Source organism: Prescottella equi (assembly GCF_002094305.1).
GTDB classification, from domain to species: Bacteria; Actinomycetota; Actinomycetes; order Mycobacteriales; family Mycobacteriaceae; genus Prescottella; species Prescottella equi.
This window is the reverse complement of the sequence record NZ_LWTX01000002.1, coordinates 642,914-665,548: the sequence shown is the minus strand read 5'-3', so window position 1 is coordinate 665,548 and position 22,635 is coordinate 642,914. Positions and strand designations below refer to the sequence as shown.

The window sequence follows — 22,635 nt, the reverse complement described above, 5'->3', positions numbered from 1 at the left end:
CGATGACTGAAAGTCAGCGGACGGCGAGCGAGAACTCGCTCGGGTCGGAGGAGACGCTCGACCTGATCGGGATCGGGTTCGGGCCGTCGAACCTCGCGATCGCGATCGAGGAGCACAACGCCGACTGCGCGCCGGCCGACCGGGTCCGTGCCCGCTTCTTCGAGAAGCAGCAGGCGTTCGGCTGGCATCAGGGCATGGTGCTCGACGGCGCGACCATGCAGATCGCCTTCCCCAAGGACCTGGTCACGTTCCGGAACCCCCGTAGTGGCTACACCTTCTTCTCCTACCTGCACGAGCGCGGCCGCCTCGTCGATTTCGTCAACCACCAGACCTTCTTCCCCACCCGGGTGGAGTTCCAGGACTATCTGCAGTGGGCGGCCGCAAAGGTCGACGCCGATGTCGACTACGGCACCACGGTCGCCTCGGTGGAGGGGGTCGACGAAGGCGGTGCCGTCGAGAGCTTCGAGGTCGTGCTCGCGGACGGTCGCACCGTACGTGCCCGGAATGTCGTGGTCGGTGCCGGACTGCGGGAACGCCTGCCCGAGTGGGCGACTCCGTCGTCGCGGTGCTTCCACAACCATCAGTTCCTGTTCCGCCTCGCCGAGATGCCGGAGCCGGAGCATCAGCGCTTCGCGGTGCTCGGCGCCGGCCAGAGCGCGGCCGAGGTGGTGCAGTACCTGCACGCCAAGTACCCGCGGGCCGAGGTGCACAGCGTCTTCTCGCGGTTCGGATTCAGCCCCGCCGACGACAGCCCGTACGCCAACCGCATCTTCGATCCGGGCACAGTGGACGAACTGCACGCCGCACCCGCCGCGGAACGCGCACGTCTGCTCGAACTGCACCGCAGCACCAACTATTCGTGTGTCGACATCGAACTGATCAACGAGCTGTACGCCACCGAGTACCAGGAGCGGGTGCGCGGCGAGCGGCGGCTGTTCATGCGGCGGGCGTCGGAGATCAGCGGCGTCAGCGAGAGCGACGACGGCATCGAAGTGTCGGTGTACAGCGCGCTCGACGGGCTCACCGACACGCTCATGTGTGACGCATTGGTCCTGGCTACCGGATTTGTCCCGACTCCGCTCGACTCGCTCTTCGGCGACTCGCTGCCCCACATCGGTAACGATCGTGGGGTGGGCCGCGACTACCGACTGGAGGCGGGTCCGGGCGTCCGTGGGGGGATCTACCTGCAGGGTGGTACCGAGAAGACTCACGGACTGACGGCGTCCCTGCTGTCCAATGTCGCGGTGCGCGCAGGAGAGATTCTCGATTCGATTCTCGCTCACCGAGATATCAGCGGTCACCTTGCTAGGCTGACTGCAGACAACCCGTACGCGACAAGCGAGGTTAGATGAGCACCAATCCGTTCGACGACGAAGACGGCCGCTTCTACGTGCTGGTCAACGATGAGGACCAGCACTCCCTGTGGCCTACGTTCTCCGAGGTCCCGCAGGGCTGGAGGATCGTTTTCGGTGAGGATTCGCGCCAGGCATGCGTGGAATACGTCGAGAAGAATTGGACCGACATGCGGCCGAAGAGTCTGCGTGAGGCCATGGAGCAGGATCAGAAGAACGCCGCAGAATAAGCTTTCCGGGCCGACTAACTCACTTTCGGAGTGACGGAGCCGGCCCCAGAATTGCTCATCACCACGCTGCGCCGTCCGAATCTCGGGCGGCGCAGCGTCGTGTTTCGGCGCATTCGCGGCGGGCGGCGCAGCGTCCGCGCGCCCCATTCGCCCAGGGTGACACCGGCGGCCAACGCGCAGCCGATACCGAACGCGGCCAACAGTGCCGTCAGCCCGATGATCACGTCGTTGTTCAACATCGCGTACAGGCCCCGGTACAGGGACAGGCCCGGCAACAGCGGCGTGATGCCCGCGACGGCCACGACCAGCGGCGGGGTCAGCGCGCGGCGCGCCATCAGACCACCCGCGAAACCGATCACGGTCGCGGCGATCGCCGACGAGATCACCGGTCCGATGCCCAGGCTCTGGGCGAGCACGAAGAACAGCAGACCCGCGGCACCGCCCAGCCCGGCGGCGGTGAGCGCGCGCCGCTCGGCGTAGCACGCGAGCGCGTAGAACATCGACGCCAGCGCGCCCGCGATCACCTTCAGGGGCAGCTGCGTCAGATCGGGTTGCGCCTCGTTGCTGATGACCGGAAGGTCCGCGCCCAGTGCCGAGGCGACCCGCAGCGGCAACGCGACACCGGCGATGATGCCGCCGGTCATCATCACCACCTCGAAGAATCTGGCGGCCGCGGTGATGGGGGCGCCGGTGATCGCGTCCTGCACGGAGCCCACCAGCGACAACCCGGACAGCAGCACGACGACACCGGCCGCGATGATCTGGGACGGCCGGATCGTCACACCCAATTGGTCCTGGACCATGTAGAGCGCTGTCGCCGGCGCGGCCGCGATCAGGCCGCCCATCATCTGCTGGAAGAAGTACGGCAACCCGAAGCGGTTGAGCACCCGATTGACGCGGTCGATCACGACGGTGGTGAAGAACGAGACCGCGATGATCAGCGGCCCACCGCCGAGCAGCACCGCGACCGCAGCCGCCAGGCCTGCCCAGCCGAGGGTGGCGATCCACCGGTTGTAGGGGTGCGGCGCGGAGACGATCGCGTCGAGCGCGGCGTGCGCCTGCGCCGGGGTGATCGCCTCGAGCCGGATCCGGCGGGTGAGCCGGTCGGCGGCCGCGAGACGCGTGAAGTCCATCGACCGGTAGTGCACGATCCGCATCGTGCTCGCCGGCGGAATCAACGGGCCACGATGCGCCGACACGACGATCGAGTTGTACGTGACGTCCACGTCGCACTGCGCCAGTCCGTACGTCGCGGCGATGAACTTCACCTGCGTCGCGGTGTCGATCGCCGACGTGCCGGACGCCAGCAGCACCTCACCGACGCGGACCGCGAGGTCGAGAACTTCGGCGACCCGCGCGTCGTCGGTGAGATCGATCGGCTGCAGCGGGGTCGGCGCGGCGGTGACCGTGTCGGCCGTCGCCCGGCGGTCCTTGACGAGACTGCCGAGCGATGCTGCGAACCTGCGCATGTCAGACGTCGGTGACGAGATCCTTCTCGCTGAGATCGGTGGCCTCCAGTGCCTCTTCGAGAGTGTCGTGCCGGAAGACGGCAGTCACCTGGTCGTGAACCACGCGGAAAGCGGTGGCGACGGATTTGGTCACGTCCGGCTCGGACGACCAGGTGGCCTGTTCCTCGACGACGACGACGCCGTCGTGCATGAACATCCGGCCGGGAACCAGTGTAGGGGCGGCCGTCGTGGCCCACTCGCGTAGAGCGGTGAGGCCCTGCGCGGCCCCTTCCGAACCGGCCAGTTCGATGTCGTCGCTCGAGACCGCCAGCAGCGTGTCGATGTCGGACGAGTTGAGAGCGTCGTGCCACGCGAGGATCGTGGCGATCTCCGAGATACGCATGAGACAACGCTAACGAAAGCGGACGGCGGCGGCACGGTTACGCGCACCACTGTGGGCTATGGATATGATGGGCGCGCTCCACTGCCTCCTTAGCTCAGTGGTAGAGCACTCGCCTTGTAAGCGAGCGGTCGTCAGTTCAATCCTGACAGGGGGCTCCGAAAAACGAATCCCCTCGCCGTTCACCGGTGAGGGGATTTTTCGGTGCGAATGCCCGTACTCGCGTTCAGAGCGCGAAGCCGTCACCACTGTTCGCGGCCGCCACAGTGAACGTCGGGACCTTCTCGTCGGCGTCGTGCTTCAGCAGTTGGACGCGGACGCCGGATTCGCAGCGACGCTTGCCGACGATGCGGCCGAAGCACCAGTTTCCGCTGTCGAGCGAAATCAGGGTCTTACGTCCACGCCGCATCATGGTCGTTCTCCTCCGAAGTATGTCGTGCCGGTGTGACTACTCCAGGTTCTCTCGCACGGGGTACGCAGACCACGTCAGAATTACCCGTTCGACTACCTGTGTTCGGCGTGGGGGCTCCGGCCTGCACCGCACCGGACGGCGCAACAGTGTCGACCCTCCCGCCCCGAATTCGGGCGAGAGGGTCGACGTCGTGTTCCGAGACTGTTGTCAGGCAACGAGTTACGGCCCGACCTCAGAGGGCGAAGCCGTTGCCGCCGTTCGCGGCGGCGACGGTGAAGGTCGGCACCTTCCCGTCCGCGTCGTGCTCGAGGAGTTGGACTCGGACGCCGGATTCGCAGCGACGCTTTCCGACGATGCGGCCGAGGCACCAGTCCCCGCTGTCGAGCGAGACGAGCGTCTTGCGTCCGCGGCGCAACATGGTCTGCTCCTCGAAGTAGTGCCGATGTGACTACTCCAGGTTCTCTCTCCGAGGGGTACGCGGGCCACGTGAAAACTACCTGTTCGACTACCTGTGTTGGTCCCGACGGCTACCTGGTGGCGGGGTCAGGCGGTGCGGCGGGCGCGGACCACGCTGTCGTGGATGGTCATCTCGTGGTCGTCGTGGGTGACGGTGCGTGAAACCGACTCGGCCGTGTCCACCGTCCACGCTTGTGGGTCGAGCAATGCCACGACCTCGTCGGGCGTGAAGAACAGCTCCGGCCGGGGCGGGCGCGGGACGCCGGACTCCAGATCCGACGGGTGATGGCCGACGATCAGCAGCGTGCCGCCGGGGGCGACCAGTTCGGCGAGGCGGGAGTAGAGGACCTCCCGCTCGCCCGACGGCAGGTGCACGTACTGCGACGTCACCAGGTCGTACCGCGTGGTGCCCGGGTCCCATTCGAGTAGGTCGGCGGCCTCCCACGTCACCCGGTCGGCGATGCCGTCGCCGGCTTCGGCAGCGTGCTCGGCGGCCCGCTCGATCGCGACGCTCGACAGGTCGATGCCGTGCACCGTCCAGCCACGGCGGGCCAGCCAGATGGCGTCGGCGCCCTCGCCGCAGCCCACGTCGAGTGCCGTGCCGGGCGTCAGTTCCGACGCCTCGTTCACGAGGTTCGCGTTGGGGTTGCCGCTCCACAGACGGTGGCTCGAGCGGTAGCGCTCGTTCCAGAACTCCTGGTCCAGCACCTCGGGCAGGTCGGTCATCTCTGGGGTCCCTTCTCGTTCTGCGCGCGGCGTTCCGCCACAGCGCGTGCGGTGTCTTCGGCGATGAGGTCGTTGTTGATGGCGACGGCGGCCGTCGCGGCGCCGGCGGCGGCCGCCAGCACCTGCGCCTTGACGTCGGTGACGTTGCCGGCGACCCACAGGCCGGGCACCTTCGTCAGCCCCGACCAGTCGGACGGTACGAACCGGCCACCACTCATCGGCTCGAGTTCGGTCTCGACGCCGAGCGAGGTCAGTGCGTCGACGCGGGCTACGAACCGCGGCGCCACCACCAGTGCTCGGCGGTCCACGACCGTGCCGTCGTCGAGGCGTACCCCCGCGAGGCGGTCGTCGTCGATCACCAGCTCGGCGACCCGGCCGGTGACGATTCGGATCCCGCGGGCCGCGAGTTGCTCGCGCTCGTCGTCGGTCGGCTGCGGGGCGGTGTGCAGGAACAGCGTCACGTCGTCGGTCCACTGCCGGAACATGAGAGCCTGGTGCACGCTCATCGGTCCCGTTCCGAGGACGCCGACCGGTTCGTCGTTGATCTCCCAGCCGTGGCAGTACGGGCAGTGCAGGACGTCGCGTCCCCACCGCTCGCGCACTCCGGGGACGTCCGGCAGTTCGTCGGTGAGGCCGGTCGTCACCAGCACGCGCCGGGCGTCGACGCTACGGCCGTCCGCGAGCACGACCGAGAATCCGTCGTCGACGCGTCGGATGTCGGAGACGGCCCCGTCGGCGATCTCGCCGCCGTAGCGCCGGACCTCGTCGGCCCCGAGGCGGGTCAGGTCCGCGGGCGCGATGCCGTCCCGGGACAGGAATCCGTGGACGCCTTCGGCCGGCTCATTGCGCGGCTCGCCGGCGTCGATCACCAGCACGGACCGTCGCGAGCGCGCGAGCATCAGCGCACCCTCGAGACCCGCGGCGCCGCCACCGACCACCACGACGTCGTACCCGTTGGAAAGTTGTTCGCTCACCTTGATCCTCCCCGTCGTTCGTTCGGTGACCACCATGCCGACGGCGTCGCGAAACCCGCAACCTTTGTTGCCGAAGTGGCAAGCTGGGGTGATGGACGACGCAGACGACATGGACCGGATCCTCGACGCGGTGGGTCCGCGGCTGCGGGCGCTGCGCCAGCAGCGGGGCACGACGCTGTCCGACCTCGCGGCCGACACGGGGATCTCGGTGAGCACGCTGTCGCGGCTGGAGGCCGGCCAGCGGAAACCGAACCTGGAACTGCTGTTGCCGCTGGCGAGGGCGTATGGCGTGCCACTCGACGAACTGGTGGGGGCGCCGGAGACCGGCGACCCGCGAATTCACCTGAAACCGATCACGCGGGGCGGAAAGACGATCGTGCCGCTCACCCGCCGGCCCGGCGGCATCCAGGCGTACAAGCACGTGATCCCCGGGGCGCGCGGCCCGCAGGTACCGGACCTACGGGTGCACGAGGGGTACGAGTGGCTCTACGTCCTCAACGGCAAGCTGCGACTCGTCCTCGGGGAACGGGACATCGTGATGCTGCCGGGTGAGGCGGCGGAGTTCGACACTCGCGTACCGCACTGGTTCGGGTCGGCGGACGAGGAGCCGGTCGAATTCCTGGGGTTGTTCGGCCGCCAGGGCGAACGCGCCCATATACGCGCGCGCCCGGCGCGGGACTGAACAGGGGGCCGGCCTCACTTCTCCTGGTGGGCGGCGGGGGCGTCTCCGAACATTGCCGCGATGCGCGACTTGATCTCTTCGGTGCTGATGGATCCGGTGCGGATTCCGTTCGCGGTGGTCTGGCGAGTGTTGGAGATGGTGTTCATTCGACTGCTTCCGTGCCCTTTCAGGTACTGGGGCCGTCCGGCGCCTGCGGCGCTGGATATCCGGCGGCGCCGCATCCGTCGCGGAACATCGGCGCCAACGTCAGGCTAGCCACGAAAACCCTGCCCGGGCGGTCGTCGGCGACTTGGTTACCCAACCGGAATGAACGGGCTCGAAAGGCTGTCGAATCGTTACCGATGGCGGGTGGGACAGGGACGAAAGGTCCTAGTCTTCGAGCATGTCGATGGTGAGTGTTCCGACCGGCCAGGGCCCGATCGACGCGGTCCTCGAGACACCGGACGGAACCGGCCCGTGGCCCGGCGTCGTGGTGGTCCACGATGCGCTCGGTATCGGGCGCGACATCCGCGACATCACCGCTCGGGTGGCCGCACACGGGTATCTGACGCTGACGCCGGACCTGTACACCCGTGGCGGACGCACTCGGTGCGTGGTCGGGACGTTCCGAGATCTGATTCGGCGCCGCGGCCGGGCCGTCGACGATCTGCTGTCCGCCCGCGACCTGCTGGTGGCCCGCCCCGACTGCACCGGCCGGGTGGGCGTCATCGGCTTCTGCATGGGCGGCGGATTCGCCCTCGTGCTGGCCCCGGAGGGATTCGACGCGGCGGCGCCGTTCTACGGGCCGCTGCCGCGCGACATCGAGGAGGCGCTCGGCGGGTCGTGCCCGATCGTCGGAAGCTACGGCGCACGGGACCCGATGCTGCGGGGCGCCGGCCGCAAGCTCGACTCCGCACTGACCCGCCTCGGCGTCGAACACGACGTACAGACCTATCCCGGCGTCGGGCACAGTTTCGCCAACCGCCTCGGGACCGGCCGCTACACCGGACAACTGCTGCGCGTCACGGGGATGGGCTACGACGACGCGACCTCGCAGGACGCCTGGCGTCGGGTGTTCGGGTTCTTCGGTTCACACCTGTCCGGCGGGGCCGAGGGGTAGGTCCGGGCCCCGCCCACTCTTGAGCCAGCGGCCCGGCAGGCGTCCGGCCAGATCACCGAGCGGTCCGACGGCGGCGCTGAGCACGCCGACGGTCTCCTGCAACAAGTCGATGCTCGCACTCATCCGCTGTAGGTTCGGGGCGAGGGCGGTGAGCGTCTCGGACAGCGCGACGATCTGGTCGAGCGGACCGCCCTCCGCGATCAGACGCTCGAAGGCGCCGTCCTCGGCAAGCAGCGTGTCGAGGATGCCGTTCTCGGCCAGGGCCTTGTCGACGATGCCGTCCTTCTTGGTCAACCGTTCGACCGCGCCGTCCTCGGCGGTGAGACGCTCGAGCGGGCCGTCCTCGGCGGTGAGGCGGTCGAGCAGCCCGCCCGGCGCGAGCAGACGTTCGAGCGGGCCGTCCTGCGACAGGATCCGATCCACCGGCCCGTCCTCGGCCAACACCCGCTCCAACGGGCCGCCGGGAGCGAGCACCCGCTCGATCGCCCCGCCGGGCTCGAACAGCCGCTCGAGGGTGCCGCCGTCGGAGGTGAGGCGGTCCACGACGCCGCCGGGTGCGAGCAGTCGATCGAGCGGCCCGCCGGGCTGCAGCGCCTGTCCCAACGGTCTGTCGTCGGACGCGAGCGCGGCCACCTGCTGCACCAGTTGCAGTGGCCCACGCGAATTGGTCAGAGTCGCGGCACCGACGCTCGTGACGGTGGTGCTCGACAGTGCCAGCCGCGTCGTGGCCAGGGCCGTCTCGGCCACCCCGAGTGCCGCGTCCGTGACGGCGAGACCGGCCCGGACCGGGAACATGATCGCTGACACCAGGTTCATTCGATAACTGTAACCTGCGCCACACAGTCAAACAGGCGGCTACGCCACCCGTGCGCCTTTTCGGCTGTCCCGGCTACCAAAAAGGCGCACGGGCGCGAAGCGCCTAGTGCAGAACCTTCAGCCCGATCACGCAGCCGACGATGCCGAGGATGAGCAGGATCTTCACGATCGAGGTGCTCTCGGCGCCGGTGAGCATCGCATACGCGACGGTGAGGGAGGCGCCGATGCCCACCCAGATCGCATAGGACGTGCCGGTCGGCAGGGTGCGCATCGCGTACGCCAGCCCGGCCATGCTGAGCACCAGACCGACGCCGAACACGAGCGAAGGGGTGAGGCGGCTGAAGCCTGCGGACTTGCCGAGGGCGGTCGCCCAGACGGCTTCGAGCACACCGGAAATCACGAGCACGATCCACGCCATGACGGTTCAACTCTCCCAACACCGTCTTGTCGCTGGCCGGGTACGGTGTGCTCGTCCGGGTGTCGTCCTGACTGGTACCAGGGTACCGAATTCGCCGACCGATGCCGCCGGTGGTGGCCGGTCTCACCGTGTCTCGGGGCCATTCACAGGAATCTCCCAGGGAACGTCCAGCCGGTGACCAGGTGGATCGGGGATTCTGGTGGAGTGAGTGAAACGCCGCAGGTCCGGGTGCTGATCGTCGACGACGAGCCTTCACTCGTCGAATTGCTGTCCGTGAGTCTTCGCTTCCAGGGCTTCGAGGTGGAGACCGCGACGAACGGCGCCGAGGGCCTCGACAAGGCGCGCGCCTTCCGGCCCGACGCGCTGATCCTCGACGTGATGATGCCCGGCATGGACGGGTTCGGGATGCTGCGCCGACTGCGCGCCGACGGCGTCGACGCACCCGTCCTGTTCCTCACCGCCAGGGACGCCGTGGAGGACAAGGTGACCGGGCTGACGATCGGCGCCGACGACTACGTCACGAAGCCGTTCAGCCTCGAGGAGGTGGTGACCCGGCTGCGCGTGATCCTGCGCCGCGCCGGGCACTCCGACGACAAGCAATCGGCCCGCGTCACCTTCGCCGATCTCGAGTTGGACGACGACACCCGCGAGGTGTGGAAGGCGGGGGAGCCGGTGTCGTTGTCGCCCACCGAGTTCACGCTGCTCCGCTACTTCATGGTCAACGCCGGCACCGTGCTGAGCAAGCCGCGCATCCTCGACCACGTATGGAACTACGACTTCGGCGGAGAGGTGGGTGTCGTCGAGTCGTACGTGTCGTACCTGCGCCGCAAGATCGACACCACCGAACCGCGGCTGATCCACACATTGCGCGGTGTCGGCTACGTGATGCGCGAACCGCGGTAGGCGGACGGATGAGTCGTCTGCGCGCATTGCCGTTGCGGGTCACCCTGGTCGTGGCGCTGCTGCTGCTGGCGGCGGCCGGGCTGCTGGCGTCCGGTGTCGCCGTGACGTCGGCGATGCAGTCCTCGCTGATCGAACGCACCGACCGGCAACTGTTCGACGCCGCGCACGGGTGGGCGAAGCCGCGTGATCCGTGGCCTCTGCCGCCGGTGTCCGCGCCGGGGCCGAGCCGGCCACCGAGTGCGTTCTATGTCCGGACCACCGAACCCGACGGCACCGTGCGGCTCGAGGTCAACGACGAGAGCACCAATGCCACACCGGAAATCAGCGACGATCCAGGTCCGGTGACGGTGGGATCGGTGGGTGGCGAGGACATCCGGTGGCGCGAGCTGACGGTGGCGACGCCTTCGGGTACGACGACCGTGGCGGTGAAGCTCACCGACATCGACGCGACCGTCGAGCGCCTGGTGGTTCTGCAGATCGGGATCGGCGCGGTGGTGCTCGTCGCGCTCGGGTTCGCCACGTACTTCGTGGTGCGGCGCAGCCTGCGTCCGCTGCGGGAGGTGGAAGAGATCGCCGCCGACATCGCGGCCGGAGATCTGCATCGCCGGGTTCCCGAGTGGGATCAGCGCACCGAGGTGGGACGTCTGTCGTCCGCGCTCAACGGGATGCTCGCGCAGATCCAGACCGCGTTCGCCGCGACCGCGGCATCGGAGGAGTCGGCGCGGCGATCCGAGGAGCGCATGCGCCGCTTCGTCGCCGATGCCAGTCACGAACTGCGGACTCCGCTCGCCACCATCCGCGGATTCGCGGAGCTGTACCGGCAGGGAGCGGCGCCGGACCCCGAGATGGTGATGAGCCGGATCGAGGATCAAGCGCAGCGGATGGGACTGCTCGTCGAGGACCTGCTGCTGCTGGCGCGGATGGATGCGCAGCGGCCGTTCGAACGGCACCCTGTGGATCTGCTCGCGGTCGCGGCGGACGCGGTGCACGATGCGCGGGCCCGCTCCCCGCAGCGGCGAATCATGTTGGAAGTGCTGCCCGGTTCGGCGCCCGCCGAGGTGCTGGGCGACGACGCCCGGCTGCGGCAGGTGGTCGGCAACTTGGTGGGGAACGCCCTCGATCACACCCCGGCGGAGGCCGATGTCACGGTGCGGGTGGGCACCGACGGCGCGGACGCGGTCGTCGAGGTGGCCGACACCGGGCCCGGACTGGCGGAGGGCGACGCGGCCCGGGTGTTCGAGCGGTTCTACCGCGCCGACGCGTCGCGCACGCGGACCAGCGGCGGCAGCGGACTCGGACTGTCGATCGTCGCGGCGATCGTCGCCGCACACGGCGGGACGGTCGACGTCGACAGCGCACCCGGGAACGGGGCGACCTTCCGGGTGCGTCTGCCGAGAGGGTGACAGGTCAGGCGGGCACGTGCTCGCCGTGGCCCAGTTCACGCAGGGCCGACTTGATCCTGGCGGCCGCCTCGTCCATCGACTCCGGGGACGGGTTGGGGTCCGCGCCGCTGATGTCGAAGTTGCCCATGCTGTATGCGGGGAACACGTGCATGTGCAGGTGCGGCACCTCGAGACCCGCGATCAGGAAACCCGCGCGCGGCGCGTCGAACGCCTGACGGACGGCGCGGGCCACCTTGCGGGACACCGCGGTGCACTTGTCGAACAGTTCGTCGTCGACGTCCTGCCACTGGTCCACCTCCTTGCGCGGCACGATCAGGGTGTGGCCCTGCGTAACGGGGGCAATCGTGAGGAACGCGACGACGTCCTCGTCTTCCCACACGAAGCGGCCCGGCAGGTCTCCGGCGATGATGGCGCTGAACACAGAAGGCATACCGCGAGGATAGGTGGCGGCGACGACCACCGGTACTCCGCCCACGGGGCGCGCCCGCCGAACCGCGACACGCGTCGTGACCCCGCAGTATCACGGAACGACACACGCGATCTCGTGATGCAGGTCACACTGATACGCGACGTCCACATTCGGTCGGGGGATCCGATACCGAGGAGTGCTGTGTCGCCACATTCGTTACGTCCCCGTCGCCTCATCGTTCCCGCCCTGATCGCCGCGGCGGCTGCCGCGATCGCGCTGCCCGGCCAGGCCGCCGCCGAATCGTCGCTCGACGTCGTCGACGCGCTGTCGGTCACGACCCTGGTCAACGGGGCGCTGTCCGTCGCGGGCGGGTGCCAGAGCCCGGATCGGGACCGCATCGTCGCGTGCACCCGGATGGAGACTCTGACCACGCAGGTCCCCGTGATGCTGGCCTTCAACCCGCTCACCACCAACATCGTGGTGCTCGGTGCCGGTCTGTACGCGGACGGGACGATGCGCCCACTGCTGGTGTCCCGACTCCAGGCCGCACTCGCACTGGCGCAACGTTTTCCGTTGTCGCCGATCATCGTCACCGGCGGCGTCCCGCAGTCCGGGGTCACCGAGGCACAGGCGATGCGGCAATGGCTCGTCGCGAACGGTATCCCGGCGTTCCGGATCACCGAGGAGAACACCTCACGCTCGACCGTCGAGAACGCCGTCAACACGAACCGGATCCTCGCCGGCCGCGCCGCGAGTGGTGCCGTGGTCGTCACCAGCCCCGATCATCTACAGCGGGCGATGGTGGACTTCCGGGTCGCGGTGGCGGGACGTATCCCGATCGCGGGGGTGGTCGCACCCTTCTGATGTCCGAAAGGATTCGTATGTACGGTTTTTGGTAGCCAGTACGACATCCGGAGTGCCCGACCCGAGGGTTACCAGGAAGCTCACAGCTCCGTTGCAGCCGGACCGCAGGCGCGCTCCGCACGCTGAGGGACATGACGATCGAATCCCGGCCCTCGGCGGGTGTGCAGCCGTCCACGGTGATCACCACGGTGCCCGCGCTCGACATCGTCGTACCCGTGTACAACGAGCAGGCGGCGCTCGAAGGATGTGTGCGCCGACTTCGCGGCTATCTCGCCTCCGAAGTGCCGTACACCGCCCGGATCACCATCGCGGACAACGCCAGTAGTGATCGCACTCTCCCCATTGCGCGGGGGTTGGCGGCCGAGTTCCCCGACGTGCGGGTGCTGCATCTCGACGAGAAGGGGCGCGGGCGTGCGCTGCGAACGGCGTGGGGCCGCTCGGACGCGCGGGTTCTGGTCTACATGGACGTGGACCTGTCCACCGGCCTGGACGCGCTGATGCCGCTCGTCGCGCCGCTGTTGTCGGGGCACTCGGACGTCGCGATCGGGTCCCGGCTGGCCCGGTCGTCCCGGGTGGTGCGCGGGCCGAAGCGCGAGTTCATCTCCCGCAGTTACAACTTGATCCTGAAGGGTGCGCTGCATGCCCGGTTCTCGGACGCGCAGTGTGGATTCAAGGCTGTCCGTGCCGACGTGGCCCAGGCGCTGCTACCGCTCGTCGAGGACGGCGACTGGTTCTTCGACACCGAACTACTCGTCCTGGCCGAGCGTGCCGGCCTGCGCATTCACGAGGTACCCGTCGATTGGGTCGACGACCCCGACAGCCGCGTCGACATCGCGGCGACCGCCCTCGCGGACCTGCGCGGCGTGGTGCGGGTGGGGCGCGCGCTGGTGACCGGTGCGCTGCCGCTCGCCGCGTTACGGGACAGTCTCGGCCGGCGTGAACTCGCCGCGGGGTCGGAGCCGGCGATGCTGGGCCAACTGGCGCGGTTCGCGGTCGTCGGCGTTGCCAGCACCGTGGCCTATGCCCTGCTGTATCTCGCGTTCCAGGAGGCGGTCGGGGCGCAGTGGGCCAACGCCCTCGCACTGCTCGTCACCGCGGTCGCGAACACCGCGGCCAACCGGGCCTTCACCTTCGGGGTCCGGGGGCGTCGTGGCGCTGCGCGGCACCAACTGCAGGGTCTGGTCGTGTTCGCCTTCGGACTCGCGATCACCAGTGGCTCCCTGGCCGCTCTGCACCGGCTCACGCCGGGCGCCTCCCCACACCTCGAACTCGTCGTTCTCGTCGTGGCGAATCTCGTTGCCACACTGTCCCGTTTCGTCGGACTGCGCTGGGTCTTCCGGGACGGCGCAGCGAAAGGAGTGACCCGGTGAGCGTCACGATCGATCGGCCGGTGGCGGCGCCGGAGCCGGCCGCTGCACCGAAACGCCCCCGCGAGTACTGGGCGCTGGCTGCGCTGCTCGTCGGCACCGCCGTCGCCTACCTGTGGAACCTCGGCGCCTCCGGATGGGCCAACGCCTTCTATTCGGCGGCGGTGCAGGCGGGATCGGTGTCGTGGAAGGCGTTCTTCTTCGGCTCGTCGGACGCCGCGAACTCGATCACCGTCGACAAGCCGCCCGCATCGCTGTGGGTGATGGAGTTGTCGGTGCGGGTGTTCGGGCTGAACTCGTGGAGCATCCTGGTTCCGCAGGTGCTGATCGGTGTCGCGTCGGTGGCGTTGCTGTGGGGGACTGTGCGCCGGTACTTCGGAGCCGCGGCGGGCCTGCTCGCCGGCCTGGTGCTGGCCCTGACTCCGGTGGCCGTGTTGATGTTCCGGTTCGACAATCCCGATGCGCTGTTGGTGCTGCTGATGATCGCGGCGGTGTGGGCGACGTTGCGCGGCGTCGAGGACGGGCGCACCCGGTGGATGGTGCTCACCGGCGTGTTCGTCGGGTTCGGGTTCCTCACCAAGCAGTTGCAGGTGATGCTCGTCGTGCCGCCATTGGCGCTGACATACCTGATCGCCGGGCCACCGAGGCTCGGCAAGCGGGTCCTGCAGTTGTTCGCGGCTCTCGGCGGGCTGATCGTCTCGGCCGGATGGTGGCTGCTCACCGTCGAGCTGTGGCCGGCCGATTCGCGACCGTGGATCGGCGGCTCGCAGAACAACTCGATCCTGGAACTGACATTGGGCTACAACGGCTTCGGGCGGCTGAGCGGCAACGAGCGGGGCAGCGTCGGGGGCGGCGGCATGTGGGGGACCACGGGGATCACGCGGTTGTTCGAGCCGGCGCAGGGTGGTCAGATCGCGTGGCTGCTGCCGGCGGCACTGGTCCTGCTCGTGGCCGGGATCGGGCTGTGTGGGCGGGCTCCGCGAACCGACCCCCGGCGTGGCTCGTTCGTGGTGTGGGGATCCTGGCTCGTCGTCACCGGCCTGGTGTTCAGCTTCATGGCCGGCATCTTCCACGCGTACTACACCGTCGCGCTGGCACCGGCGGTCGCGGCGCTCGTCGGCGCGGGGGCGGTGACGCTGTGGCGCGGCCGGCGCCGGTGGTGGGTTCGGATCGTCGCCTTCGCGGCGATCGCCGTCACGGCGTCGACGGCGTGGATCCTGCTGGCGCGCAGCCCTGACTTCGTCCCGTGGCTGCGGTGGGCGGTCGTGGTGGTCGGCGCCGTCGCGGCCTTCTCGATGGTGGTGCCGCGCGATCTGCGGACGCGGGGCGTCGTCGTCGTGATCGCGGCGACGCTCTTCACGGGTCTCGCCGGGCCGGCCGCATACGCGGTGAACACGATCGGCACGGCCCATACCGGATCGATCCCGTCGGCCGGGCCGCGCGTCGAGGGCGAGATGGGTCGCGGCGGTCCGGGCGGCATGCCGGGTCCGGGGGAGCAGCGGAAAGGCGTTCCGAGACCCGGTGGCCGGGGGTACGGTGAGGGCGCGTTCGAGATGCCGGTAGTGCCCGGCGGATTCGGCGGCGCGGGTGGCGGCCTGCTGGACGCCGGCCAACCCGGCGACGAACTCACGGCCCTGCTGCGGGAGCGAGCGGACGACTACACCTGGGTGGCTGCGGCGATCGGTTCCAACAGCGCAGCGGGCTACCAGTTGGCGACCGAGCGCCCGGTGATGCCGATCGGTGGGTTCAACGGCAGCGACCCGTCGCCGACGCTCGAGCAGTTCCAGCAGTTCGTCGCGGACGGGCGGATCCACTACTTCCTCGCCGGGGGTATGGGCGGCCGCGGCGGCGAGGGCGCGGCGGCGGCGATCTCCGAATGGGTGCAGGCCAACTTCGCGCCGACGACCGTCGACGGGGTCGTCCTCTACGACCTCACGCAGTGACCGGACAGGTTCGCCCATCCGGTTTACCCTGAGGTGGGAGGCGCAACATGACCGAACACGACATCATCGACAACATCGACGAACTGGTCCGTGAGGAACGGGAGTTGCGTTCGCGGGCCGAGGGTCAGGGGCTGTCGGAAGACGACGGCGCCCGTTTGACCTTTCTGGAACAACGGCTCGACCAGTGCTGGGACCTGCTGCGGCAGCGTCGTGCGCGTGCCGAATTCGGTGAGGACGTGGAGCAGGCCGCTCCGCGTCCCGTGGACGAGGTGGAGTCCTACCGCCAGTAGTCGGTGAAAGCGGCTGCGCACCAGGAAATCCGGTGCGCCGTCGCGGTGTGTGATCGATGCGGCGGGTGCTTACCGCGACAGAGTGAGAAGTGAACAGGTTGGTGGTGATTGCCATATGACATTGGTGGAAGACGTGTACACGACCCGGGTTTCGGGTCGGCCCCGAGTGATCGACCGCCCGGACCCGGTGTTCTGGGGGCGACCGGACACTCCGGAGTACGCGGATTTCGACCGACGGGGATTCCTCCAGCGGGAGGCGGTGATCGACGAGGACGACGTCGCGACCTGTCTGACGGAGATCGACCGGATCCAGCGCGACCCGGCGCTGCGCGACGACGAACGCATCGTCCGCGAGGCCGGCTCCGACGCGGTGCGCTCGATCTTCGAGATCCTCGAACTGAGCGACGCGGTGCGCCGCGTCGTCGAATCGTCCGGTGCCTACGACATCGCGCGCGAGATCCTCGGCTCGGACGTCTACATCCATCAGAGTCGGCTCAACTACAAGCCGGGGTTCCAGGGCGGCGCGTTCTACTGGCACTCGGACTTCGAGACCTGGCACGCGGAGGACGGCATGCCGCGCCCGCGAGCGGTGAGCGCGTCGATCGCCCTCACCGAGAACACGTCGTACAACGGGCCGCTGATGATCATGCCCGGCACGCAGCGGTACTTCGTGCAGTGTGCCGGAGCCACACCGGACGACTTCTACCGGGAATCGCTGGTCACCACGACGCCCGGTGTCGGCGTGCCGTCGGAGGAGGTCATCACCGACATGTGGCAGCGGCACGGGATCGAGGTGCTGACCGGGGGCGCGGGGTCGATGACGATGTTCGACTGCAACGCACTCCACGCGTCGGGCGGCAACATCTCCCCGATGCCGCGCGCGAACGTGTTCGTGGTGTTCAACAGCGTCGAGAACGTGGTGCAGGCGCCCTTCTCTGGGTCGGCGCCGCGTCCCTCGTTCCTGGCCAGGCGACCGGAGTGACGAGGTAGGGGTGGTCGAGGCGTCGAGGTTCGGCCCGTAGGCTGACACCCGTGCGCGTACTCGTGATCGGCTCCGGAGCCCGTGAACATGCCCTCCTGTTGGCCCTCGCCCGTGACCCGGGCGTCGACAAGCTGATGTGTGCCCCCGGCAACGCCGGCATCGCTCGCATCGCCGAGACCTATGCGGTCGACGTCGCGTCCAGCGACGCCGTCGTCGATCTCGCGAAGTCGCAGGCCGCCGACCTGGTCGTCATCGGCCCCGAGGTGCCGCTGGTCCTGGGTGTCGCCGACGCCGTCCGTGCCGCGGGTATCGCGTGCTTCGGCCCGTCCGCCGAGGCCGCCCGCATCGAGGGCTCCAAGGCGTTCGCCAAGGACGTCATGGCCGCCGCCGGCGTGCGCACCGCGCACGCCGAGGTCGTCGACAACCCGGCCGACCTCGATGCCGCGCTCGACCGTTTCGGCCCCAACTGGGTCGTCAAGGACGACGGACTGGCCGCCGGTAAGGGCGTCGTGGTCACCACCGATCGCAGCGCCGCCCGCGACCATGCCGCCGAGTGCCTCGAGATCGGCCACCCGGTTCTGCTCGAGTCGTTCCTCGACGGCCCCGAGGTGTCCCTGTTCTGCCTGGTCGACGGCGAGACCGTGGTCCCGCTGCTGCCCGCGCAGGACCACAAGCGCGTCGGCGACGGGGACACCGGGCCCAACACCGGCGGCATGGGCGCCTACACGCCGCTGCCGTGGCTGCCGGCCGACGCCGTCACCCAGATCGTCGACGAGGTCGTCAAGCCCGTCGCGGTCGAGATGGCCAAGCGTGGCTGCCCCTTCACCGGTCTGCTGTACGCGGGTCTGGCGATGGGCAAGAGCGGCCCCGCGGTCGTCGAGTTCAACTGCCGCTTCGGCGACCCGGAGACACAGGCCGTCCTGGCGCTGCTCGAGTCGCCGCTCGGCGAGGTGCTGAACGCCGCCGCGACCGGCACCCTCGCGTCGGTCCCGCCGCTGCAGTGGCGCGACGGCGCGGCCGTGACCGTCGTCCTGGCCGCCGAGAACTACCCGGCCACCCCGCGCACCGGGGACGTCATCACCGGATCCGACGCCGACCAGGTCCTGCACGCCGGCACCGCCGCCCGCGAGGACGGCACCGTCGTCTCGGCCGGTGGCCGGGTGCTGAGCGTCGTCGGCATCGGCGCCGACCTGACCGAGGCCCGCGAGGACGCGTATGCGCGTCTGGCCGAGGTGAAGTTGCCGGGCGGACACTTCCGCAGCGACATCGGTCTGGCCGCGGTCGAGGGCCGGATCTCCATCTGACCTGCCGCTCCACTCTTCGTGACGCCGCGCCTCCGACCGGGGGCGCGGCGTCGCCGTCTTGCGGTGCGGCGGCGGTGGGCACCGGATTCGGGCGGCACTGATCTGCGCGCTAACGTCGAAGACGTGCGCAGCGACTCCCAGCGATCGACCATCCCCGCCTTCCACGTCATGGACGTGTGGAAGGCCGCGAACGAGCGGCAGCGCACCCACGGTGACGTGCTGTCCCTCGCCGCCGGGCAGCCGTCGACGCCGGCGCCGCAGCCGGTGCTGCGCGCGGCACGGGAATCGCTGGACAACCATCTGCTCGGCTACACCGAGACGTTCGGCATCGAGCCGCTGCGGCAGGCGATCGCCGACTACCACCGCGGCCGTTCCGGCTACGACGTCCACCCCGACGAGGTCGTCGTCACCACCGGGTCGTCGGGCGCGTTCACACTGCTGTTCCTCGCCGCGTTCGACGTCGGGGACACCGTCGTCGTCGCGCGCCCGGGTTACCCCGCCTACCGGAACACGTTGACGGCGTTGGGCTGCAACGTCGTCGAGATCGACTGCGGCCCCGAGACCCGCTTCCAGCCGACGGTCGCGATGCTCGAGCAGATGGACACCCCACCCGCGGGCCTGATCGTCGCGAGCCCCGCGAATCCCACAGGCACCGTCATCGATCCGGCCGAACTGGCCGCGCTGGCCCGCTGGTGCGAGGAGCACGACACACTGCTGATCTCGGACGAGATCTACCACGGCATCGAGTTCTCGGGCGAACTCGCCGGGGGCCAGCCGACCGCGTCCGCGTGGGAGACCTCGCGCGAGGCCGTGGTGATCGGATCGGTGTCGAAGTACTTCTCGATGACCGGGTGGCGGCTGGGTTGGATGCTGGTCCCCGAGCACCTGCGCCGGGCACTGCAGCGGCTCTCGTCGAACATGACCGTCTGTCCGCCCGCGATCTCGCAGTACGCGGCCGTCGCGGCGTTCACCGACGAGTCCCGCGCCGAACTGGACGGCCACGTCCAGCGGTATGCCGCCAACCGGGAACTGCTGCTCACAGGGCTGCCGAAGCTCGGTCTCACCGAGCTCGCGCCCGCCGACGGCGCGTTCTACGTGTACGCCGACATCGCCCACCTCACCGACGACTCGACGTCGTGGTGCGCGCGCCTGCTCGCCGACACCGGGCTCGCGCTCGCGCCGGGCATCGACTTCGACACCGCGCACGGCGACCACACCGTGCGGATGTCGTTCGCGGGCGCCACCGCGGAGATCCGGGATGCCCTGGTTCGACTCGAACGGTGGTTGCCCGCGCCGCGTTAGGGGGCGTTCTTCCCCCGATTCCGCCCAGGTGGGCGGTGACCGGCTGGCACCATGGGCGGATGACCTCTGCCGCCACACCCAAAGGTGAGCGGCGACGGCAGGCGCTCGTGACCGCGGCCGCGGACCTCCTCCTCGAGGGTGGTTTCGACGCCGTCCGGCATCGGGCCGTCGCTACGAGGGCCGGGCTTCCACTCGCCTCGACCACCTACTACTTCGGGTCGCTCGACGAGTTGATCGCCCTCGCCGTCGAACACAACGGCAACCGCGAGCTCGACGCGATGCGGGAGCGTATCGACGACGTCACCCAGCGCCGACGGGGCGTCGAAGCCACGGTGGACCTGATCGTCGACCTGCTGGTGGGGCCGGACGACGAGGGCGACGGCGCCCGCGAGCGGCTGATCGCGCGGTACGAGCGGTTCGTCGCCTCCGCCCGGCATCCCGGACTGCGCGAGGTCCAGTTGCGGCTGCGGGCCCAGCTCGACGACCTGCTCACCGAGGTGTTGCGCCGCTCGGGGCGCGAGGTCCGCGAGACCCAGCTGCGTCGGCTGGTGGCCGTCGTCGACGGCGTCGTGGTGGGTGCGCTCAGCGAGGTCGACCCGGACCCGCGGGGGATGGCGCGGGCGATGCTGTCGGACCTGATCGACGACTTCGCGCCGCCGAGCACGCGCTGACGAGGGCGTTCGGGTGCGCCATTAGACTGAGGTCTCGTGAGCCGCATCCCGAATGTCCTTGCCAACCGTTACGCCAGCCCCGCCCTGAAGGAGCTGTGGTCGCCGGAGCACAAGATCGTGCTCGAGCGCCAGCTGTGGCTGGCGGTGCTGCAGGCGCAGGCCGAGCTCGGGATCGACGTTCCCCAGGAGGCCGTCGCCGACTACGAGCGCGTGCTTCACCAGGTGGATCTCGACTCGATCGCCGAGCGTGAGCGGGTCACCCGCCACGACGTGAAGGCGCGCATCGAGGAGTTCAACGCGCTCGCCGGCCACGAGCACGTCCACAAGGGCATGACGAGCCGCGACCTCACCGAGAACGTCGAGCAGCTGCAGGTGCTCCGTTCGCTCGAACACGTCTACGACCACGGGATCGCGATCGCTGCCCGCCTGGCCGAGCGTGCCGCCGAGTACACCGGCATCGTGATGGCCGGCCGCTCCCACAACGTCGCCGCGCAGGCCACCACGCTCGGCAAGCGTTTCGCGTCCGCCGCCGACGAGATGCTCGTGGGGCTCACCCGTGTGCGCGAGCTCATCGATCGCTACCCGCTGCGCGGCATCAAGGGCCCGATGGGCACCGCGCAGGACATGCTCGACCTCCTGGGCGGTGACGCCGCCAAGCTCGAGCAGCTCGAGGCCAAGGTCGCCGAGCACCTCGGCTTCGCGCACGTGTTCACCAGCGTCGGCCAGGTCTACCCGCGCTCGCTCGACCACGACGTGCTGTCGGCGCTGGTCCAGCTGGGTGCCGCGTCGTCGTCGATGGCGCACACCATCCGCCTGATGGCCGGCCACGAGCTGGTCACCGAGGGCTTCCAGCCCGGCCAGGTGGGCTCGTCGGCGATGCCGCACAAGATGAACACCCGCTCGTGCGAGCGCGTCAACGGCCTGCAGGTGGTGCTGCGCGGCTACGCGTCGATGGCGTCGGAGCTGGCCGGCGCGCAGTGGAACGAGGGCGACGTGTTCTGCTCCGTCGTCCGCCGCGTTGCTCTGCCGGACGCGTTCTTCGCGATCGACGGCCAGATGGAGACGTTCCTGACGGTGCTCGCCGAGTTCGGCGCCTACCCGGCCGTCATCGAGAACGAGCTCACCCGCTACCTGCCGTTCCTCGCCACCACCAAGGTCCTCATGGCCGCGGTGCGTGCCGGTGTCGGACGCGAGACCGCGCACGAGGCCATCAAGGAGCACGCCGTCGCCGTCGCGCTCGCGATGCGCGAGGAGGGCAAGGAGCCCGACCTGCTCGATCGTCTGGCCGCCGACGACCGGCTGCCGCTCGACCGTGCCGCGCTGGACGAGGCGCTGGCCGACCGCTCCGCGTTCGTCGGTGCCGCCGGCGCGCAGGTCGACTCGGTGGTCGCCGAGGTGCAGAAGCTCGTCGACGCCAACCCCGATGCCGCCCGCTACACCCCGGGTTCGATTCTGTGACAGCAGGTTCCATCACGGTCGGCGACCTGACCGCGTATCTCGCGCGGCCCGAGGGCGGCAGCGACACCGTCATGCTGCTGCTGCCGATGATCAACGGCATCGACGCGCAGGTGCGGGAGTACGCCGACGACGTCGCCGCGTCCGGAGTCACCGCCCTGGTGTGGGATCCGTGGCACGGACCGAGCCTCGACGACACCGCCAAGGAACGGCTGTTCGAGCTCATGGGCGAGCTCGACGACGAGACGTGCCTGGCCGAGATGGCCGCGTTGCTCGACTACGCGCGCGGCGAACTCGGCGCACGCCGGGTCGGCGTGATCGGCTGGTGCCTGGGCGGTCGGTTCGCGCTGCTGCTCGGCACCCGCGATACCGATCTCGCGAATGTCGTTGCGTACCATCCGTCGATCTGGGATCCGGCCGCGGCGAATCACGACCTCGACGCGATCGCGCTGGCCCCGACGATCGCCGCCCCGGTGATGGTGTTGCACGCCGGCGCCGACACCATCCTGTCGACCGGGAGCTTCCGGGCCCTGCAGGCCGCGCTGCAGTCCCGCGAATCCGGCGCGACCATCGTGCACGCCTACCCGGGCGCCGCGCACGGCTTCAGTGCCCGGGCGCGCCACGACGATCCGGTGAACAAAGCGGCCTGGGAGATCTCCTGGCCGCAGGCGCTGGCCTTCGTGAAGGCGACGCTGGCCCAGTAGTCGGTCTCGAACGGGAATCCCCGGC

The 22,635-nt window shown here is 69.4% G+C and carries 26 protein-coding genes, 1 tRNA gene and 1 riboswitch; of the genes, 17 read left to right on the top strand and 10 right to left on the bottom strand.

The genetic code is table 11. The features are described 5' to 3' along the window. The first annotated feature begins 2 nt into the window (after positions 1-2). Both A6I89_RS08745 and A6I89_RS08740 read left to right on the top strand, forming a co-directional pair. A complete protein-coding gene (locus tag A6I89_RS08745; protein WP_060934518.1) occupies positions 3-1,352 on the top strand; it encodes a lysine N(6)-hydroxylase/L-ornithine N(5)-oxygenase family protein in 1,350 nt (449 codons plus the stop codon). Next, positions 1,349-1,582 carry an MbtH family protein gene (locus tag A6I89_RS08740; RefSeq protein ID WP_005515491.1) on the top strand — a complete coding sequence of 78 codons (234 nt, stop codon included), beginning with the start codon at positions 1,349-1,351 and terminating at the stop codon, positions 1,580-1,582. Before A6I89_RS08745 ends, A6I89_RS08740 begins: the two co-directional genes overlap by 4 nt. A 14-nt stretch (positions 1,583-1,596) precedes the next feature. On the opposite strand, the gene A6I89_RS08735 is transcribed toward A6I89_RS08740, so the two are convergent. Both A6I89_RS08735 and A6I89_RS08730 read right to left on the bottom strand, forming a co-directional pair. Further along, a complete protein-coding gene (locus A6I89_RS08735) occupies positions 1,597-3,051 on the bottom strand; it encodes a threonine/serine exporter family protein (protein WP_022594150.1) in 1,455 nt (484 codons plus the stop codon). A gap of 1 nt (position 3,052) precedes the next feature. Then, positions 3,053-3,433, bottom strand: coding sequence for a hypothetical protein (locus A6I89_RS08730; protein WP_005515489.1), 381 nt, complete (start codon positions 3,431-3,433; stop codon positions 3,053-3,055). Positions 3,434-3,516: 83 nt separating this feature from the next. Between A6I89_RS08730 and A6I89_RS08725 the strand changes: the two genes are divergently transcribed. Beyond that, a tRNA-Thr gene (locus tag A6I89_RS08725) sits at positions 3,517-3,588 on the top strand. Between the two features lie 68 nt (positions 3,589-3,656). On the opposite strand, the gene A6I89_RS08720 is transcribed toward A6I89_RS08725, so the two are convergent. The 4 genes from A6I89_RS08720 to A6I89_RS08705 all read right to left on the bottom strand — a co-directional run bounded on the left by A6I89_RS08720 (position 3,657) and on the right by A6I89_RS08705 (position 6,034). Further along, positions 3,657-3,842, bottom strand: a complete 186-nt coding sequence (locus A6I89_RS08720) for a hypothetical protein (RefSeq protein ID WP_013414902.1) — start codon at positions 3,840-3,842, stop codon at positions 3,657-3,659. 232 nt (positions 3,843-4,074) lie between these two features. Then, entirely contained in the window at positions 4,075-4,260 is a 186-nt protein-coding gene (locus A6I89_RS08715) for a hypothetical protein (protein ID WP_005515486.1), read from the bottom strand. Positions 4,261-4,385: 125 nt separating this feature from the next. Next, complete coding sequence (locus A6I89_RS08710) at positions 4,386-5,024, bottom strand: class I SAM-dependent methyltransferase (RefSeq protein ID WP_022594153.1); 639 nt, start codon at positions 5,022-5,024, stop codon at positions 4,386-4,388. Next, positions 5,021-6,034, bottom strand: coding sequence for an NAD(P)/FAD-dependent oxidoreductase (locus A6I89_RS08705; RefSeq protein WP_044990499.1), 1,014 nt, complete (start codon positions 6,032-6,034; stop codon positions 5,021-5,023). Before A6I89_RS08705 ends, A6I89_RS08710 begins: the two co-directional genes overlap by 4 nt. Positions 6,035-6,089: 55 nt before the next feature. Here A6I89_RS08705 and A6I89_RS08700 point away from each other — a divergent pair, with 55 nt between their 5' ends. Then, positions 6,090-6,680: a helix-turn-helix domain-containing protein gene (locus tag A6I89_RS08700; RefSeq protein ID WP_005515483.1), complete on the top strand. Its 591-nt coding sequence runs from the start codon at positions 6,090-6,092 to the stop codon at positions 6,678-6,680. Between the two features lie 14 nt (positions 6,681-6,694). Here the strand turns inward: A6I89_RS08700 and A6I89_RS24940 are convergent, their stop codons facing one another. After that, entirely contained in the window at positions 6,695-6,826 is a 132-nt protein-coding gene (locus A6I89_RS24940; RefSeq protein WP_005515482.1) for a hypothetical protein, read from the bottom strand. Positions 6,827-7,062: 236 nt separating this feature from the next. Between A6I89_RS24940 and A6I89_RS08695 the strand changes: the two genes are divergently transcribed. Further along, positions 7,063-7,779: a dienelactone hydrolase family protein gene (locus A6I89_RS08695; protein ID WP_022594157.1), complete on the top strand. Its 717-nt coding sequence runs from the start codon at positions 7,063-7,065 to the stop codon at positions 7,777-7,779. On the opposite strand, the gene A6I89_RS08690 is transcribed toward A6I89_RS08695, so the two are convergent. Next, positions 7,750-8,595: a hypothetical protein gene (locus A6I89_RS08690; RefSeq protein WP_005515479.1), complete on the bottom strand. Its 846-nt coding sequence runs from the start codon at positions 8,593-8,595 to the stop codon at positions 7,750-7,752. The genes A6I89_RS08695 and A6I89_RS08690 overlap by 30 nt on opposite strands. 103 nt (positions 8,596-8,698) lie before the next feature. Then, complete coding sequence (locus A6I89_RS08685; RefSeq protein ID WP_005515478.1) at positions 8,699-9,013, bottom strand: DMT family transporter; 315 nt, start codon at positions 9,011-9,013, stop codon at positions 8,699-8,701. 15 nt (positions 9,014-9,028) lie between these two features. Further along, positions 9,029-9,090: riboswitch (guanidine-III (ykkC-III) riboswitch) on the bottom strand. Between the two features lie 127 nt (positions 9,091-9,217). On the opposite strand from A6I89_RS08685, the gene A6I89_RS08680 reads away from it, so the two are divergent. Both A6I89_RS08680 and A6I89_RS08675 read left to right on the top strand, forming a co-directional pair. Next, on the top strand, positions 9,218-9,916 hold the full coding sequence (locus A6I89_RS08680) for a response regulator transcription factor (RefSeq protein WP_022594159.1): 699 nt from the start codon (positions 9,218-9,220) through the stop codon (positions 9,914-9,916). Positions 9,917-9,924: 8 nt separating this feature from the next. After that, positions 9,925-11,319, top strand: a complete 1,395-nt coding sequence (locus A6I89_RS08675; protein WP_005515476.1) for a sensor histidine kinase — start codon at positions 9,925-9,927, stop codon at positions 11,317-11,319. A gap of 4 nt (positions 11,320-11,323) precedes the next feature. Here the strand turns inward: A6I89_RS08675 and A6I89_RS08670 are convergent, their stop codons facing one another. Beyond that, a complete protein-coding gene (locus A6I89_RS08670; RefSeq protein WP_005515474.1) occupies positions 11,324-11,749 on the bottom strand; it encodes an HIT family protein in 426 nt (141 codons plus the stop codon). 180 nt (positions 11,750-11,929) lie between these two features. On the opposite strand from A6I89_RS08670, the gene A6I89_RS08665 reads away from it, so the two are divergent. The 10 genes from A6I89_RS08665 (at position 11,930) to A6I89_RS08620 (ending at position 22,610) form a co-directional block, all read left to right on the top strand. Next, complete coding sequence (locus A6I89_RS08665) at positions 11,930-12,592, top strand: YdcF family protein (RefSeq protein ID WP_005515473.1); 663 nt, start codon at positions 11,930-11,932, stop codon at positions 12,590-12,592. A gap of 131 nt (positions 12,593-12,723) precedes the next feature. Then, the gene (locus A6I89_RS08660) at positions 12,724-13,962 is read left to right on the top strand and encodes a bifunctional glycosyltransferase family 2/GtrA family protein (RefSeq protein WP_005515472.1); all 1,239 of its coding nucleotides are present in this window, start codon (positions 12,724-12,726) and stop codon (positions 13,960-13,962) included. After that, entirely contained in the window at positions 13,959-15,902 is a 1,944-nt protein-coding gene (locus A6I89_RS08655; RefSeq protein ID WP_022594162.1) for a glycosyltransferase family 39 protein, read from the top strand. The genes A6I89_RS08660 and A6I89_RS08655 overlap by 4 nt, the downstream gene beginning before the upstream one ends. A gap of 47 nt (positions 15,903-15,949) precedes the next feature. After that, entirely contained in the window at positions 15,950-16,192 is a 243-nt protein-coding gene (locus A6I89_RS08650; RefSeq protein ID WP_005515470.1) for a DUF2630 family protein, read from the top strand. Positions 16,193-16,307: 115 nt separating this feature from the next. After that, positions 16,308-17,174, top strand: coding sequence for an ectoine hydroxylase (gene thpD, locus A6I89_RS08645; RefSeq protein WP_005515469.1), 867 nt, complete (start codon positions 16,308-16,310; stop codon positions 17,172-17,174). A 50-nt stretch (positions 17,175-17,224) separates the two neighbouring features. Continuing rightward, on the top strand, positions 17,225-18,478 hold the full coding sequence (gene purD, locus A6I89_RS08640; protein ID WP_022594163.1) for a phosphoribosylamine--glycine ligase: 1,254 nt from the start codon (positions 17,225-17,227) through the stop codon (positions 18,476-18,478). A 123-nt stretch (positions 18,479-18,601) separates the two neighbouring features. After that, on the top strand, positions 18,602-19,780 hold the full coding sequence (locus tag A6I89_RS08635; RefSeq protein WP_005515467.1) for a pyridoxal phosphate-dependent aminotransferase: 1,179 nt from the start codon (positions 18,602-18,604) through the stop codon (positions 19,778-19,780). A gap of 59 nt (positions 19,781-19,839) precedes the next feature. Then, positions 19,840-20,451 carry a TetR/AcrR family transcriptional regulator gene (locus tag A6I89_RS08630; RefSeq protein ID WP_005515466.1) on the top strand — a complete coding sequence of 204 codons (612 nt, stop codon included), beginning with the start codon at positions 19,840-19,842 and terminating at the stop codon, positions 20,449-20,451. 36 nt (positions 20,452-20,487) lie between these two features. Further along, positions 20,488-21,909 (top strand): adenylosuccinate lyase, encoded by a 1,422-nt coding sequence (purB, locus tag A6I89_RS08625; RefSeq protein ID WP_013414916.1) that lies wholly within the window; start codon positions 20,488-20,490, stop codon positions 21,907-21,909. Next, complete coding sequence (locus A6I89_RS08620) at positions 21,906-22,610, top strand: dienelactone hydrolase family protein (RefSeq protein ID WP_022594166.1); 705 nt, start codon at positions 21,906-21,908, stop codon at positions 22,608-22,610. The genes purB and A6I89_RS08620 overlap by 4 nt, the downstream gene beginning before the upstream one ends. Positions 22,611-22,635: the final 25 nt, after the last annotated feature.

Bases quoted from the DNA above. Each gene is read 5' to 3' on its own strand.
- A6I89_RS08735 (WP_022594150.1), bottom strand. From the start codon at position 3,051: ATGCGCAGGTTCGCAGCATCGCTCGGCAGTCTCGTCAAGGACCGCCGG.
- A6I89_RS08730 (WP_005515489.1), bottom strand. From the start codon at position 3,433: ATGCGTATCTCGGAGATCGCCACGATCCTCGCGTGGCACGACGCTCTC.
- A6I89_RS08675 (WP_005515476.1), top strand. From the start codon at position 9,925: ATGAGTCGTCTGCGCGCATTGCCGTTGCGGGTCACCCTGGTCGTGGCG.
- A6I89_RS08710 (WP_022594153.1), bottom strand. From the start codon at position 5,024: ATGACCGACCTGCCCGAGGTGCTGGACCAGGAGTTCTGGAACGAGCGC.
- A6I89_RS08690 (WP_005515479.1), bottom strand. From the start codon at position 8,595: ATGAACCTGGTGTCAGCGATCATGTTCCCGGTCCGGGCCGGTCTCGCC.
- A6I89_RS08700 (WP_005515483.1), top strand. From the start codon at position 6,090: ATGGACGACGCAGACGACATGGACCGGATCCTCGACGCGGTGGGTCCG.
- A6I89_RS08685 (WP_005515478.1), bottom strand. From the start codon at position 9,013: ATGGCGTGGATCGTGCTCGTGATTTCCGGTGTGCTCGAAGCCGTCTGG.
- A6I89_RS08715 (WP_005515486.1), bottom strand. From the start codon at position 4,260: ATGTTGCGCCGCGGACGCAAGACGCTCGTCTCGCTCGACAGCGGGGAC.
- A6I89_RS08695 (WP_022594157.1), top strand. From the start codon at position 7,063: ATGTCGATGGTGAGTGTTCCGACCGGCCAGGGCCCGATCGACGCGGTC.
- A6I89_RS08740 (WP_005515491.1), top strand. From the start codon at position 1,349: ATGAGCACCAATCCGTTCGACGACGAAGACGGCCGCTTCTACGTGCTG.
- A6I89_RS08720 (WP_013414902.1), bottom strand. From the start codon at position 3,842: ATGATGCGGCGTGGACGTAAGACCCTGATTTCGCTCGACAGCGGAAAC.
- A6I89_RS08670 (WP_005515474.1), bottom strand. From the start codon at position 11,749: ATGCCTTCTGTGTTCAGCGCCATCATCGCCGGAGACCTGCCGGGCCGC.
- A6I89_RS08650 (WP_005515470.1), top strand. From the start codon at position 15,950: ATGACCGAACACGACATCATCGACAACATCGACGAACTGGTCCGTGAG.
- A6I89_RS08745 (WP_060934518.1), top strand. From the start codon at position 3: ATGACTGAAAGTCAGCGGACGGCGAGCGAGAACTCGCTCGGGTCGGAG.
- A6I89_RS08705 (WP_044990499.1), bottom strand. From the start codon at position 6,034: ATGGTGGTCACCGAACGAACGACGGGGAGGATCAAGGTGAGCGAACAA.
- A6I89_RS24940 (WP_005515482.1), bottom strand. From the start codon at position 6,826: ATGAACACCATCTCCAACACTCGCCAGACCACCGCGAACGGAATCCGC.
- A6I89_RS08630 (WP_005515466.1), top strand. From the start codon at position 19,840: ATGACCTCTGCCGCCACACCCAAAGGTGAGCGGCGACGGCAGGCGCTC.
- A6I89_RS08660 (WP_005515472.1), top strand. From the start codon at position 12,724: ATGACGATCGAATCCCGGCCCTCGGCGGGTGTGCAGCCGTCCACGGTG.
- thpD (WP_005515469.1), top strand. From the start codon at position 16,308: ATGACATTGGTGGAAGACGTGTACACGACCCGGGTTTCGGGTCGGCCC.